This is a genomic window from Blautia glucerasea (assembly GCF_013304385.1).
In the GTDB taxonomy this organism is placed as follows: Bacteria; Bacillota; Clostridia; order Lachnospirales; family Lachnospiraceae; genus Blautia_A; species Blautia_A ammoniilytica.
In genome coordinates this window covers 1-14628 of the sequence record NZ_JAAITU010000007.1, presented here as the reverse complement: position 1 = coordinate 14628, position 14628 = coordinate 1, and the positions used below count along the sequence as shown (strand labels likewise).

Below are 14628 nucleotides of genomic sequence, written 5' to 3'. Positions count from 1 at the left end.
GATCAATCCAAATAATCTTTTAATTTACGGCTACGGCTTGGGTGGCGAAGCTTTCTAAGGGCCTTTGCCTCGATCTGGCGGATACGCTCTCTGGTAACATTAAACTCCTTGCCAACCTCTTCCAATGTTCTTGCACGGCCGTCATCCAATCCGAAACGAAGTCTAAGCACTTTCTGCTCTCTTTCGGTAAGGGTTCCCAGAACTTCTACCAGCTGCTCCTTAAGAAGGGTGAAGGCTGCTGCATCTGCAGGAACAGGCACATTATCATCCTGAATAAAATCACCCAGATGACTGTCCTCTTCCTCACCGATTGGTGTCTCCAAAGATACTGGTTCCTGGGAAATCTTCAGAATCTCACGCACTCGTTCTACAGACATGTCCATCTCTTCTGCAATCTCTTCCGGGGTAGGTTCCCGTCCCAGCTCCTGAAGCAGCTGTCTGGAAACACGGATCAGCTTGTTAATGGTCTCTACCATGTGAACAGGAATACGGATAGTTCTTGCCTGGTCTGCAATGGCTCTGGTGATCGCCTGACGGATCCACCAGGTAGCATACGTACTGAACTTATAGCCTTTTCTGTAGTCAAATTTCTCAACTGCCTTGATCAGTCCAAGATTTCCCTCCTGGATCAGATCAAGGAACAGCATTCCCCGACCTACATAACGCTTTGCAATACTGACCACAAGACGCAGGTTAGCCTCTGCCAGTCTTTTCTTAGCATCTTCATCTCCCTGTTCCATTTTTTTTGCCAGTTCGATTTCCTCTTCTGCTGTAAGAAGAGGCACTTTGCCGATCTCTTTCAGATACATGCGGACCGGATCCTCAATGCTTACCCCTTCAGGTACCGAAAGGTCGATCTTGTCCAATTCCACTTCTTCCTCATCATCCAGGCCGTCAATATCCACATCATCATCAAGGATCATGTCTTCTCCGCTGTTTCCAGTGATACGGAGAACATCTACACCACTGGCCTCCAGAAAATCAAAAACCTTTTCCATCTGATCCACATCCAGTGGCTGGTCTTTGAAAAAGTCACTGATTTCCTGATATTCCAGCACATTTTTTTTCTTTTTTGCAAGTTCCAGAAGCTCTACAAGTTTCTCACTGAATTTGCCCATATTCATTTCCATAGGTGTTTTAACCTCCATATAGTGTTTATATTTTATCCTTATTCAAAGGAAATATGCAGCTGCTGTCTTTTTCTTCCCAGATCCTCCAGTTCCTTCTTGGCCTTTACAAGTTCTTGCAACCCGGCCATGTCTGTAGGATCCCAGTTTTTATTTTTTTCTGCAAGACTTTCCTGCTTAATACGGATCAGAGTGTCGCTAAATGCCCGTTCCTGCTCTTCCATTGTTTCCAGATGGATGGTTGCATTAAAAAGTGATGCTACCTCTCGCTGCTCTTCGCTGTCAGTAAAGCTGTTCAGCAGCCGTGCCGGATTCACATCTCCCTGGGCATGCTGTTCAAAAAGCATTTCTGCCACTTCATGATATAAAGGAACGATAAAATCCCCCGGAGACAGATATTTCTCAACTGTATCAAAAATCCCTGGATAAGTTACAAGCCAGGTCAGCATCAGTTTCTGAGCCTTATCTGCTGCAGATTCCTTCTTCTGTGCCTGACGGGCTTCCACAGTCTTTGGCTGCTGCCGCTGCTCTATAGGCGTTCCCTTCATAGCCAGGGTATTTACTCTTTTGCGGAGATCCTCCACGCTGATCCCATATCTGTGATACTGCCTGACAATGGCTTCTATGTAAAGATTCCGCTCAAGCTCATCCGATAATTCCAGAAGAAGACGTGCACACCGTTCAAAGAAACGATTCTGTCCCTGCGGCTCCTCCATAGGGAAATCCTTCTCTGATACGCTCACCCGGAACATAAAGCTGTCTCTTGCCTGATCCAGCCTCTGCTGAAAGGCCTCTGCTCCTTCTGTCTTGATAAATTCATCCGGATCCTTGTGAGGCTTCAGATCCACAACTCTGGAATTGATCCCTGCTTCCCGCAATATGGGAATGGCACGTAATGCTGCCTTCACTCCTGCCTCATCACTGTCATACAAAAGCAGCACCTCCTGGGTGTAGCGCTTTAGAAGGCTGGCGTGCCCGGAAGTAAGCGAGGTTCCAAGGGACGCCACTGCGTTGGTAAAGCCTGACTGATGCATGGAGATCACATCCATATAACCTTCGCACAGGATCAGATATGGCTTTCTGGATGTACGAGCCACATTCAGCCCATACAGGTTACGGCTTTTGTCAAAGATCTTTGTCTCCGGGGAATTCAGGTACTTGGGCTTTCCATCTCCCATGACCCTGCCGCCAAAACCAATCACCCGGTTATTCACATCCATAATTGGGAAAATAACTCGGTTCCAGAATTTGTCATACATTCCATGACGCTCATCCACATTAAACAGACCGCTGTCCCGCAGCTGATCGTCACCATATCCCTTGCCTTTCAGAAATTTGTAAAGGTCATCGCTGAACTTGTCCGAGTACCCAAGGCCAAATTTCCGGATGGTTTCATCACTTAATCCTCTGTCCGTAAGATATCGATAACCGATCTGTCCGCTTTCTCTGCGAAGCTGATAATAAAAATACTGGGCAGCCTGCCGGTTGATCTCAAGAAGAGTCTCCCTCTGCTTTGCCTTTTCCCTGGCTTCGCTGGAATATTCGATCCTTGGAAGCTGTACCCCCGCCCGGTCTGCCAGATGGGAAAGAGCCTCACCAAAGGAATAATTCTCATATTCCATTACAAAATTAAATACGTTTCCTCCTGCACCACAACCAAAGCAGTAATACATCTGCTTGGATGGCGTAACAGAAAAGGAAGGCGTTTTCTCATTGTGGAATGGACACAGTCCAAAATAAGAGCTGCCTTTCCTGGTAAGTTTCACATATTGTGAAACCACATCCACAATATCATTTTTCATCCTGACTTCTTCAATAATATCGTCAGAATATCGCATGTGCATCCTCCTCTATTGACTCCCACCACTGATACAAGCTTGTTTCTCACCACCTATAGAGGTGGGAGTCATCTCCCAGCTAATATACTTCCCATGCTTTCGGAATATATATTTCCCGGAACTTTTCCATGGAATACTGGTCTGTCATCCCTGCAAGATAATCGCATACAGCCTGAGCCACAGACTCCTGCTTCCTGCTGATCAGCTCCCTGTATTCACCAGACATAGCTTCCGGATGTTCTATATAATACTGATATAATTCAGTAAGCATCTTGATTGCCTTGGATTCTTCTTTCTTTGCTACAGGATTCAGGTAAACATCCTGGAACATGATGCTGCGAAGATCCATCATTGCCTCCTGTACCTGAGGCGACATACTGATCGCCGGACGGTCCAGGCTGTTCTCAATAATATCATGTACAAAGGTGTTCAGCCTCTCACGTGTGGTATACCCAAGAAACATCCTAAGTGTAACTGGCAGATCATCCTCTGTCAGAATCCCAGCCCTTTGGGCATCATCCATATCATGATGGATATAGGCGATCTTATCAGCAAAGCGCACCACCTGTCCCTCCAGTGTGGAAGGATGACCGCTGGTACGATGATTTAGGATCCCGTCCCTGGTCTCCCAGGTCAGATTCAGTCCTTCCCCATTCTTCTCCAGAAGCTCTACCACCCGAAGACTCTGGCTGCAATGCTCAAAGCCTCCTGGATGCACCTGGTTTAGTGCGCGCTCTCCTGCATGACCGAAAGGTGTATGGCCCAGATCATGACCCAGGGCAATGGCCTCCACCAGATCCTCATTCAGCCGCAATGCCTTTGCAATGGTACGTGCGATCTGCGATACCTCCAGAGTATGGGTAAGCCGGTTCCTGTAGTGATCCCCCTGCGGTGCAAGAAAAACCTGTGTCTTGTCCTTCATCCTGCGGAAAGCCTTGCAGTGCAGGATCCGGTCCCTGTCTCTTTGATAAACAGTTCGCACATCACATTCTTCTTCCGGTCTGCCACGCCCCCTGGAATCACCGCTTAGAGCAGCATAAGGGCTTAAAAGCTCCCGTTCTCTTTGTTCCATGCTCTCTCTGATATTCATCCAATTTCCTCCACAGAACAACCATGTGCCCGGCAGCACATACCCTCTGCCGGATCAACTGAGACAAACCTCTTATTAATTATATTCTACACAAAATTGCAAATTCCTCTTTTTTTCAAAAAAATCTTGAAAATTATTTTATTTTTTCAAAAAAGCTGTTGACTTTCCATAGGGCTTTTGATATACTACGTTTTGTTGCGAGGGCGAGAGACAAAAAGCCCATGAAATGCAGCATGCGGAAGTGTCGGAACTGGCAGACGAGCAAGACTAAGGATCTTGTGAGCATTGCGCTCGTGTGGGTTCAAGTCCCATCTTCCGCATTAGTATTTTCGAAACCTTTTATTAGAAAGGTTTCTTTTTTTGTCTTCAAGAAAAGAAATCCCTGTGGAACAATTTAAAAAACCGTGTTCCACAGGGATTTTGTTTTAGATTTTGTTTTAGATTTTATTTTGGATTTTATTTAGGAATCTCAGTAAGGATCTCCAGCTTAAAGCCTTCCCACATATCTGCAGACACATTCCATTCCCTCAGATCTGTAACGATCTTATGGTAAAATGCCTGTCCTCCTCTTACAATATCATAGGTACGGGCGTCTCCCCTTGCCTCCAAGTGACGGCCAAAGCTGCAGTTCTCCACATCCTCAGGTCCATAATCATCAATCTCTTTCCCTGGCCAGAAAATATATAATCTGGGAATATCCTCAATCTGTCTTGGATCAACTCCTGCAACATGAAGAAACTTCTTACCTGTGCTTTCGTGGCAGGTAAATACATGGGCATACCGCCATACAGTTCTTGTAAAATCCGATACACGGAACTGCCCCAGCCAATCCTCATCCATCATGCCATCCGGTGTGCTTCTGGAAATAACCAGCACTACTGGAAACATCCTCTTCGGATCCTTAAGTGCTGCAGCCAGCATGGAAAACTGATCCTCCTTTAAAATCCTGCGCCGGTTGGAGCAGGAAATCCCGCTGATGATTCCCACCTCGTCTACAATAGACTTATAATATCCGGGGTAACTGAAGAATACCACTCCAGGTTCCTGGGCAGAATGCTCTCTTTGCGGATCTGCATATCCGTTGCATACTTTCAGAAGCACCTGTCCATCTTTCACTTCCAGACCGGCTTCTGAATACCAGATACGTCCGCCAACCTCCAGATCCATATGGCGCACATGCATATTCATCCGAAGTGCTTCCGGATTATAGTTCACAGCCACATGGTAAGCCAGGATATCTGCGTGATAGGTCACGGTTTCCCTTGGCATGCTCTTAAACAGGCCGCCATATTTCTCTACGATCCACTGATAAATAATATCTGCCGATTTTTGAAAAATAGAAACAGCATCACAGGCAGAAGAATCCTTGATCCGGCTTCCATCCACCCGTGTATTCATCTGAAAAACATTATACCGGATCAATGGTTTCATCTCATAATGCCTGGACTCACCTGGGATCTCCTCACGGCCGTCATTGTATACGTCCCGCTCCTTAAAGATCGCTGTCAGCCGGCTGTCGTGAAACTGGCTGTCATTTAACAATGCAATAATGGTATTTACATTAATAGGTGTTTTCTTGGGCCGCTTTAAGAGCTGTTCCACCAAAGTCTGTTTACTGGTTTTGTAAATTCGCTTTGCCAGATTATCTACCTGTTTATCTTTATCCTCATCTAAAAGGCTGGCAACCTCCGGATAAAGAGTTCCTTCTCCAAGCTTCAGGCGGAAATGACTTTTGATCATATCGCTCCATCTGCCTGACTTATAAAGGGAATGTCCCAGATCCTCAAATAAAGTGACCATAGATTTGTCACACAGCTCCAATGTAGCCAGAATACTGTTAAAGTATCTGGAAAATCCCTTATAATTATGCCAAAGCTCCTCACCCTTGTAACGCATGTCATGCTCAATCTCATGCCATCCTTCAAAAAACATGGTTTTGATCTGGATCTCAAATGTGTCATCAATACACATATCCCACGTTTCTGGGGAAATCTCAGATCTAAGATACTCCGGTAGCTTACATACCCCGTTCAGCTTGGTCGGCTTAAACTCTTCTTCGCTGCGCTCTGATGTGGACCATCCCTCTACATCAAAAGTATTCTCTACAATATTCTGGCAGATATCCACATCATCATCAAAATAAAGGTTGATCCTTACTCCTACCAGATCCTGTAGCTTCTTATCCTCAGCACTATAATCCTTTAATTCAAATTTATGTGCCATGGATGCAGCCGTCTTTGTACGTGAAAAAACCCGGTAATACAATCCGCACTGCTCCAGACGGTCACTGATGATCCTTTTTAAATCCTGTTCCACAATCGCAGGAACCTTTACCTTAGCAGCCAGTTCCTCCTTTGTGAATGTTACTCTTGTCTGTTCTTTCAAATATTCTACACCACCATTTTTATTCAGGTATACTAATGTATACCCTGTTAAGTTTCCCGATTTTTGTCATACTTATTAAGTATAACAGATTTTCTCCATTAAAAAAAGAATAAATGCATAAAAAAAGAAACCTTTACATCCAAAAGGTTTCTTAAATCTTAATGCGGAAGATGGGACTTGAACCCACACGAGCGCAATGCTCACAAGATCCTTAGTCTTGCTCGTCTGCCAGTTCCGACACTTCCGCATGCTGCATTTCATGGGCTTTTTGTCTTTCGCCCTCGCAACAGATAGAATTATAGCAAATCATTTTTCAGAAGTCAAGATATTTTTAGAATTTCTTTCTCAGAATGTTTGTAATGATTTTGGTGTCAAAACACCAAAATCATTATTACACGGATTTTTCTATTCATCTATGATTTATCTTCTCTCACACCAGGTGGCTGTCACCAGCATTTTTTGCAGGCCTCATACCCCTGTGCCACAGCCTGATCCACCGGCATTTCCACTGCCTTAGAAGGATTCATATTCCCACAGTCTGGTCTGCTGTGATACTTGCTTCCAGTTGCAGAGATCCAGACCTGCTGCTCTGCTTCGGTTTCCTGATCAGAGTTCCCATCCCCCAGATCCTGTGTATCTGCATCAGTGCTCTGGCTGTTTTCGGTTGCTCCCTGTGTGTACGTATATGCAGCAACACCTGCATCGCCTGCCATTGTGCCGGTATCGTCCGGATTCCCCGGTGTATAATCATCACAAGGAGAAACATCCCATGTGATCCCGTTTCCTCCGGAGTACGCTGTCACTGTCCCCTGTTTATCCGTACGCAATACCTGGATCCCCATGGACTGCAGTTTTTCCATGGTATCTGCATCCGGATGTCCGTAACTGTTCCCACTGCCGCAGCTAACTACTGCATATTCAGGCACTGCTGCCTGAAGAAGATCCCAGCTTGTGGAACTGGCTGAACCGTGATGGCCTACCTGCAGTACTGTGCATTCCAGGTCAAGCCCGGCTGATACCATCTGTTCCTCACTGCCATGCTCCGCATCTCCGGTAAATAAAAAGCTGTCTTCTCCATTATCCAGCCGGATCACAACAGAGCTGTTATTACTATCCTGATCACTGGCATTTTGCGGTGCCAACACAGTAAAAGTCCCACTGCCAACCTGATACACATCCCCAACAGATGGATGCTGCATCTTTAATCCCATCTGTTTTGCCTTATCCATAAAAGAGGTATACAGCTGGGAATCATGCACATAATCCGGTCCTACCAGATTCTCTACCGGAAAACTGCTAAGGCAGCCCACCAGACCGCTAATGTGATCTGCATCATAATGAGATGCAATCATATAATCCAACTGCTGCACGCCCTGATTTTGCAGATAGGAAACTACATAACTGGAAGCATCCCTGCCACCTCCATCATAAAGAAGATTCTCTCCTTCTGACTGTACCAATATGGACAGACCCTGACCTACATCCAGAAAATGCACCTGCATATCCCCTGCCCACACCATTTGCGGAATAAGCAGAAGGAATAAAAATATCAATAATCCGTTTCTCAGTTTTTTCTTCATTTGTACTCTCATGTCCTTTTTATGTTTGCGTATATTGTACCACCGTTTTTTACAAATAAAAATAGTAAACGCACATATTATTGATTCATTCTTTTATTTGTACATCCCAGCAGATTTTCTTTTATTGAAGCTCTGCGATCCGGGTGACACCTACATAGATTTCCTGGATTTTGTACCAGGTACTGTAGTCCACAATCCCGGTTTCCGGAAGACCGAAAATGTTCTGAAACTTCCGCACAGAAGCCTTTGTAAGCGGTCCATAGATTCCGTCCTCATTTACCCTTGGAAGTGCAGGATATGCCTGACTGATGGCATTTAACTGCTCCTGGATCTGCAGAACCTTACTTCCAGACGCACCAATATCCAGATCGTACCCTGGCCACGAGGCAGGAACTCCTGAGATTTCCTCGGCTACATTGATATACATATCATTCCCATAAAAATATCTGAGGATTTCTATAGCAGAATATCCTCTATCACCCAGAGCCTTGCTCCCCCATTGCGTCATCCACCCACGACTCTGGCACTCTACCTTCCGGCCATCACAATACTGGGTCAGGATCGGCTGACGCACATTTGGCCTGGAAAGATAGTTTTCAAAAAGTTCATCCACGATCCGTTCAATGGAATCAAAAATATTCCTTCCCCGAATCCATTTATGATCATAGGCTGTAGATGAAGTAATGGTAAAATCATAGCCTTTATTCCGGTACCACCTGTTATATAGTCATTCAGGATTACACGCGCATTCCGTGCATATATATGGAATTGGATATGGAATTGGCAATGCAGGATTGGATTAGCCATGCTTGTTAATTATTTTCAAATATGCTATTCTATAGAAAAATCCTGACTACAATTTCTTATTCTACATCAGACATGGAGCTCACTGAAAATGGGATATGATCTTCCGGATCAGGTTTTAAGAGAGCTTTCTTTTTATGCCCGAAAGTATTCCGTCACAAGAATTATATTATTCGGTTCCCGTGCACGAGGTACTAACACCAAAAGAAGCGATATCGATATTGTAGTATACGGTGGAGATTTTGACAGTTTTTATTGGGATGTGAAAGAAAAAAATCAATTCTCTATTAATGTTTGATATTGTACAGGCAGATTTGCCAATTTCAAATAAACTAAATAAAGAAATAAAAAAGGATGGTGTTGTCAATTTGAGGGGGCCGACAAGCCCCCTCAAATCATAGTTTCTCTTCTCCATTTTCTCACAATCACTGTTATATAAAAATTTATTCTTTACATTCTTTCAACGATCACTTTGCACTTCTTTTTACAGAAAGCAATCCCATATGCCAGTATATTATTTCTGTCCTCGTTACGAAGGCGTTCATCATAACGTCGCTCCCGTATCTGACTCATTGCCCTTTCACATGCTTTTTCCAATCCATCAAATGTCTGTGCATACTTTAATTCAATAATCATCCCCGCATCAGGATCTTCCGGCTCAACCAATATATCTACAAGCCCATCCCCTGACTCTATATTTGACTGGATCAGCCAGTTTGATTCACACCTTAATAGTCCCAGAAGTATTCCGTGATAAAAGATTTCCTTCTCTTCACTCCGGGCCTTTGTATCAAAAATGCTAATTGTGTTCCCAAGAATTCTGGTAAGCTGTTTCTCAATAATTCCGACATCTCCGTTTTCAAATGCCTGCAAAAGTTCTCTCACCGGCTCTGTATCATGGAGAACTGTATTGTTAAACCATTCTCTGATCTGAAGGATATAAACATCCCGTACCTCTTTGTTTGGAATAATCAGATGATAAACATCCCTCTCTGGCTTTCCCTTCTGTGTAAGATAACCAGTTGTAAACAAAATACTCCAAAGATTATCTATACTGTCGTCTATCTCATCATAAGTCAGTTCTGTTCGGACAGCTTTCACAATAGACTCCCCGGCAATCAGACGCTCAATCTCATTCCTAGTAGTTTTATCCGCTTTGGAAATAAATCTTTTTACAAGGTCATTACCACTGGTATTGATCCAATATGACTGGGGTTCCGCGCCTGGCTCCCCAAGAAGCCGGTCTACATGATTGATCACATCCCAAGGACAATAAACATCCGTATTTCCGAAATGATATCCATCATACCACTCCTTCGTCTCAGTTAAATGGTCATCCAGATGATAGTCATGCAAAAGCCTGATAACCTCTTCATCAGTAAATCCAAACTGTTCATCAAAGCGGGCATCTGTAATAGAAAGCACTTTAAAATTATTCAGGCCTGTAAAAATGCTTTCTTTAGATACCCTGAGACATCCTGTTAAAACGGCAAACTGCAGGGCATTATTCGTCTTAAGAGCCTGACCAAATAATCCCCGAATCAATGATACCATTTCTTTGTAATAATTATGTTGGAAGGCTTTATCTAATGGGACATCATATTCGTCTATTATAATAATGGTTTTCTTTTCATAGTACTTATATAAAAGCTGAGATAATATTTTCAGAGAAGATTTCAGTAATTCCTCACCCATGGAATATTTTCCATCGCACAGCCTGATCAATGTCCTGTACTTTTCTTTTTCATTTTCTGATAGTTTATCACTGTCTGCCAGGAAAGAAAAACGCTCTGCTTCTATACCCACTAATTCAGTCAAACGATATCTAGCACTTGCAAAAGTAAGTCCGTCCACTTCTTTGAGCGACAGAAATATTACCGGAAACTGTCCCATATATTCTTCGCAGAGTTTTGATTTACCTGAAATATAAAGCCCATCAAACAAAGCTTTATCAGTTCCGATCTCAAAAAAATGCTGGAGCATACTCATATTCAATGTTTTTCCAAAACGACGTGGTCTGGTAAACAGGTTTACTTCTCCCCACTGTTCAAGGATCTGTTCAATCAGCTTAGTTTTATCCACATAATAAAACTTTTCTTTACGTATCTTTTCAAAATCATCAATCCCTACTGGCAGCTTTAACAGTTCTCCCATTTCTGTAATCCCTCCTTCCGTCTGAAGTAGTAGATAAAAATAAATATAACTTAATTTTATCATCTGCCCTGTCAAATAGCAAGTGCTGGCAAAAGTTCGCAGACCGTTGCTCATATCTCATGATTCAGCCAATAAACTGTCAGATTCCTCCAACAGGATGCGGAACCGTACTGTTATCTGATTCTCCTTTATGTGGATTTTTTCTACCAGTTTATTGATCAGAATCCTTTTGGTATGGGGATCTGCACCCATAAATACCTGCTTCCATGTAGGAACATTTTCCGTGGAAAGCTTCCATTCAGAATCGGGTCTGTCCATGCTTTCCAGTATCATTTCTTTTTCCTTAATTATTTTCTGCTGTCGGGTACACGCCTGTTTCTGCTTATCTATCAGAGGAACAAGTTCCTCTAAGGACAATGGATATTCCCCGGTCATAGCCTGTGGAATCTGATCTTCCATCACATTAATTCTTTTTTGGATCCTGTCCAGCGCCTGACGTTCTTTTTCCAATGCTGCTATTAATGTCTTCTTTTCGGACTGCTTATAAAGTTTAATTTCTTCGGCCATATCTTTGTTTTTCTGAAGCTTTTCTACATATTCAGAAATGATCTCAAAAACAATTAATTCAATCTTATCTGCCCTGTATGCCCCTGTTCCCGGATGAGGTATTCCCCTATCCTTGTTCTGACATTTATAAACTCTGGTCTTACTGGATCTCTGTTCTTTGGTGCCCTTTATTTTCCAATAATTATATCGGGTGCCATTGGTCATTTTACACCCACAGCAGCTGCAATACAAAACATCAATAAGGGCTAAAGTACCCAGATGATTCCGGATCACCACAGAATCCCGTTTCTGCTGGTCTTCAGTTTTAGCAATTCTGTCCGCTCTTTCTTTTCGCATATACTGAACCCGGTTCCATGCATCTGCATCAACAATAGAAATACCAGGATCAGGCGCAGCCGCAAGGATCCAGTTCTCACTACCGATCTTGTGGTATTTTCCATCAATCCTGGTTCTTCTGTTGTATGCTGTATACCCCGCATATATGGGATTGGTCAGGATACTGGTGATGGTTCCGGCTTTCCACACATCATTGGGAGCCATGTGCTTATACTTTTCATGGCTGTTCAGGATTTTGGCGATTTTTACAGAGCCATATTCCTTATGTAAGGCCTGTTCATAGATAAATCGAACCACCTCACACTGTTCCTGCCAGATCACAAGGTGCTTCAGCGCCCGACCATGTTTACTGATCTCTCCGGACAGTTCCAGTTTGTATCCATAGGGTGCTTTGCCACCCATAAATTTTCCCTGTTGTACCAGCTTTTTTGCAGTATCTTTTACACGCATGCCGGTATCTGAACTGCTTTTCTGTGCATTCCCATAACGAAGTGCCAGCACCATTTGCCCCATAATATCGTCTGATTCCGGTGAGATGCAATTGTCCTTCACAGTATAAATATCTACGCCGTATTTTTTCAGTGACATCACATAAGCACCGATCTCCCACATACGGCGTCCTATCCGGTCGTCCTTGTACGCAACCAGAATATCATATTCTTTCTTTCGTGCGTCCTCCAGTGCTTCCTGCAGCACATCCCGGTCAGTAACAGCATTTTGATAACCGCTGTTACTTCCTTCAAAATACTCCTTTGCATCCAGCTTCCAGTCCGGATGCTGCTGTATGTATTCAGTCACCAGCTGCCTTTGCACGCTTAAATCACCGTCTGCCTCCAGCTGCTGATTAGAGCTTACTCTTAACAGGATCCGCACTTTCTTCATGCAATAAACCGCCTTTTGACCGGGTCAGGCTTTCTTTCAGCATTCCCGAAAGGATTTCCCTTGCTTCCTGCAGGACCTTTATATCGTTCGCCTCTGCTTGTTTCGGAAATTCCAAGTATAGCTTTATCCCGGACTCCGACAGCATTTCCACACAGTCATATTCATGATCATGTTCAGAATCTTTCATACATACTCCAGCCCCGATCATTCTTATTACAGCTGTATTCCTTATGTTGGAATTATATGTGTGTTTTTTCTTTCTTAAAAAGCACTGTAGAACCCGGAAGACAACGTACTCATCATGTCATTTAACGTATCTTTGCCAATCAGATATACTAAAATGCCTATAATCAGAATACTACAAAGCTTAGATACAAAAAAGGCATACACCTTTTTATTTTCATCTGCATTAATGGCAGCCCTGAACGAAGCAAACTGAACAAAAGGGATCAGCATCATAATCCCAAGATAAACACATACTGCCAGACTGTCTGAAAAAACAGATAAAATTGCAGTAACCACTATCAGTACAAAATCAAATACTGCCCGAACACCAACTACGCAGTACATGTTATTCACAGACGTAGTACCGCCAAATGCCCTGCCAAAAAAATTCATAAAATGTGCTTCCATACAGTCGTATCCAATGGTCGTTAGCAATGTAAGGATCAACACGCTGGCATATGGTACTTCGATCATACCACCGTATTCTTTTCTGATTCCTGCTGCAGTCACTAACACAAGGATCAATACGATCGCTGCTTTTACCAAAATAAATTGCATGCCTGTTGTTTTCGTATTTTCAGCTGCAAGCCTTTCTGTTTCTGAAACAGGTTTCTTCAGGATCTGTAACACTTTTCCAAGAAATTCTTTGATACACTTAAGTGCCTGTGTACCACTCTCCTGCAGCCATTCTGCCTGTTTTGACGGCTGCTCCTGCGCCGTTTCCACTGCCTTCTGATTCTCGTTAGATGGCTGTGTGGGAGCCTTCTCCTGTACCTTCTTATTCTTTTGATCCTGTGTGCAGGTGCATACCTCCCCTTCTTCCAGCTTTCTTCCACATCTTGTACAATACATATCTCTTCCTCCCATGACTCTTCAATCTATCATTTCAATTCTCAACCTGAATCAGATTATTTTCATCCCGAAACCGGATATTTTCAAAATAATCTTTTAATTCAAAGATAAGATATCGCTGAAACATACACAGCATATCATCCATGTTATGTGCCATGCTAAAAAATTCCTGCATATTTACTTTGATAACATCATGCTGATTCCGATGCTTTTGATAAGAAATCGACTTACTGATTTTAAGAAAATCAAACAATGAAGCCGAATCTTCTCCTCGTTCATAATACGCAGCCAACATATCCGCAGCCATTGATTTTCCAAATCTCCTTGGGCGACTGACACAAAGGAACTTCTGACGGGTATCAAGAACTGCATTAGTCTTTTCTACCAATTCCGTTTTATCCACATATATTTCCGAATTCAAACTTTCCCGAAATCCTTTATTTCCAGGATTCAGATAACTCCCCATGTAAATGCCTCCTATTAATCCTTTTATAAAACCTATTATACATAACTTTCACATTGTTAGTATACCATATTTTTATGCTGTATTGCTATTTTCTATATTCGGTTAGTATAGACGCAAAATGAAATTTTAAAAGGGCACTGAAAAACTTCCATTTTTTCTTAAGTGGAAGTTTTTCTTTTATATTTTTTCAATTTTTTTTTAGAAAAAGCACAAAAAAGCTATGGCTTACTCCATAGCCCAGACTGTAGACAAACTTGGTGTTGGGGATTATGCCCAGCACCATTTTTCTTTTAAAACTTCTTTTCTTTTTATTTTCTTCAAA

11 protein-coding genes, 2 tRNA genes and 1 pseudogene are annotated in these 14628 nt (G+C 42.9%); 2 read left to right on the top strand and 12 right to left on the bottom strand.

All coding sequences use genetic code 11. The features are described 5' to 3' along the window. Window positions 1-2: 2 nt before the first annotated feature. The 3 genes from rpoD to G5B11_RS04520 form a co-directional block, all read right to left on the bottom strand. Entirely contained in the window at window positions 3-1130 is a 1128-nt protein-coding gene (gene rpoD / locus G5B11_RS04530) for an RNA polymerase sigma factor RpoD (protein WP_158420195.1), read from the bottom strand. 38 nt (window positions 1131-1168) lie between these two features. Continuing rightward, on the bottom strand, window positions 1169-2965 hold the full coding sequence (gene dnaG, locus G5B11_RS04525) for a DNA primase (protein WP_173727036.1): 1797 nt from the start codon (window positions 2963-2965) through the stop codon (window positions 1169-1171). 79 nt (window positions 2966-3044) lie between these two features. Further along, complete coding sequence (locus tag G5B11_RS04520; protein WP_173727035.1) at window positions 3045-4055, bottom strand: deoxyguanosinetriphosphate triphosphohydrolase; 1011 nt, start codon at window positions 4053-4055, stop codon at window positions 3045-3047. A 235-nt stretch (window positions 4056-4290) separates the two neighbouring features. On the opposite strand from G5B11_RS04520, the gene G5B11_RS04515 reads away from it, so the two are divergent. Next, a tRNA-Leu gene (locus G5B11_RS04515) sits at window positions 4291-4375 on the top strand. A 136-nt stretch (window positions 4376-4511) separates the two neighbouring features. Here the strand turns inward: G5B11_RS04515 and G5B11_RS04510 are convergent. The 4 genes and pseudogenes from G5B11_RS04510 to G5B11_RS04495 form a co-directional block, all read right to left on the bottom strand. Further along, the gene (locus G5B11_RS04510; RefSeq protein ID WP_173727034.1) at window positions 4512-6440 is read right to left on the bottom strand and encodes a hypothetical protein; all 1929 of its coding nucleotides are present in this window, start codon (window positions 6438-6440) and stop codon (window positions 4512-4514) included. A 162-nt stretch (window positions 6441-6602) separates the two neighbouring features. Beyond that, window positions 6603-6687 (bottom strand) — tRNA-Leu (locus G5B11_RS04505). Between the two features lie 199 nt (window positions 6688-6886). Beyond that, complete coding sequence (locus G5B11_RS04500) at window positions 6887-8020, bottom strand: ComEC/Rec2 family competence protein (protein ID WP_173727033.1); 1134 nt, start codon at window positions 8018-8020, stop codon at window positions 6887-6889. 121 nt (window positions 8021-8141) lie between these two features. Continuing rightward, a pseudogene (locus tag G5B11_RS04495) lies at window positions 8142-8747 on the bottom strand (peptidoglycan-binding protein); the annotation flags it as partial. 168 nt (window positions 8748-8915) lie between these two features. Between G5B11_RS04495 and G5B11_RS04490 the strand changes: the two are divergent. After that, window positions 8916-9122, top strand: a complete 207-nt coding sequence (locus G5B11_RS04490; RefSeq protein ID WP_330603070.1) for a nucleotidyltransferase family protein — start codon at window positions 8916-8918, stop codon at window positions 9120-9122. Window positions 9123-9274: 152 nt separating this feature from the next. Here G5B11_RS04490 and G5B11_RS04485 read toward each other — a convergent pair whose 3' ends face one another. The 5 genes from G5B11_RS04485 to G5B11_RS04465 all read right to left on the bottom strand — a co-directional run bounded on the left by G5B11_RS04485 (window position 9275) and on the right by G5B11_RS04465 (window position 14306). Beyond that, on the bottom strand, window positions 9275-10978 hold the full coding sequence (locus G5B11_RS04485) for an AAA family ATPase (protein ID WP_158420188.1): 1704 nt from the start codon (window positions 10976-10978) through the stop codon (window positions 9275-9277). A gap of 117 nt (window positions 10979-11095) precedes the next feature. Then, window positions 11096-12763: a recombinase family protein gene (locus tag G5B11_RS04480; protein WP_173727032.1), complete on the bottom strand. Its 1668-nt coding sequence runs from the start codon at window positions 12761-12763 to the stop codon at window positions 11096-11098. Next, complete coding sequence (locus G5B11_RS04475) at window positions 12726-12950, bottom strand: hypothetical protein (protein ID WP_173727031.1); 225 nt, start codon at window positions 12948-12950, stop codon at window positions 12726-12728. Before G5B11_RS04475 ends, G5B11_RS04480 begins: the two co-directional genes overlap by 38 nt. A 74-nt stretch (window positions 12951-13024) precedes the next feature. Continuing rightward, window positions 13025-13840 carry a Yip1 family protein gene (locus G5B11_RS04470; RefSeq protein ID WP_173727030.1) on the bottom strand — a complete coding sequence of 272 codons (816 nt, stop codon included), beginning with the start codon at window positions 13838-13840 and terminating at the stop codon, window positions 13025-13027. A gap of 34 nt (window positions 13841-13874) precedes the next feature. Beyond that, window positions 13875-14306 carry an AAA family ATPase gene (locus tag G5B11_RS04465; protein ID WP_173727029.1) on the bottom strand — a complete coding sequence of 144 codons (432 nt, stop codon included), beginning with the start codon at window positions 14304-14306 and terminating at the stop codon, window positions 13875-13877. Window positions 14307-14628: the final 322 nt, after the last annotated feature.

Excerpts from the sequence above, each read along its gene's own strand:
- G5B11_RS04465 (WP_173727029.1), bottom strand. The coding sequence starts at position 14,306 with ATGGGGAGTTATCTGAATCCTGGAAATAAAGGATTTCGGGAAAGTTTG.
- rpoD (WP_158420195.1), bottom strand. The coding sequence starts at position 1,130 with ATGGAAATGAATATGGGCAAATTCAGTGAGAAACTTGTAGAGCTTCTG.
- G5B11_RS04520 (WP_173727035.1), bottom strand. The coding sequence starts at position 4,055 with ATGAATATCAGAGAGAGCATGGAACAAAGAGAACGGGAGCTTTTAAGC.
- G5B11_RS04475 (WP_173727031.1), bottom strand. The coding sequence starts at position 12,950 with ATGAAAGATTCTGAACATGATCATGAATATGACTGTGTGGAAATGCTG.
- G5B11_RS04490 (WP_330603070.1), top strand. The coding sequence starts at position 8,916 with ATGGGATATGATCTTCCGGATCAGGTTTTAAGAGAGCTTTCTTTTTAT.
- G5B11_RS04480 (WP_173727032.1), bottom strand. The coding sequence starts at position 12,763 with ATGAAGAAAGTGCGGATCCTGTTAAGAGTAAGCTCTAATCAGCAGCTG.
- G5B11_RS04500 (WP_173727033.1), bottom strand. The coding sequence starts at position 8,020 with ATGAAGAAAAAACTGAGAAACGGATTATTGATATTTTTATTCCTTCTG.
- G5B11_RS04485 (WP_158420188.1), bottom strand. The coding sequence starts at position 10,978 with ATGGGAGAACTGTTAAAGCTGCCAGTAGGGATTGATGATTTTGAAAAG.
- dnaG (WP_173727036.1), bottom strand. The coding sequence starts at position 2,965 with ATGCGATATTCTGACGATATTATTGAAGAAGTCAGGATGAAAAATGAT.
- G5B11_RS04470 (WP_173727030.1), bottom strand. The coding sequence starts at position 13,840 with ATGTATTGTACAAGATGTGGAAGAAAGCTGGAAGAAGGGGAGGTATGC.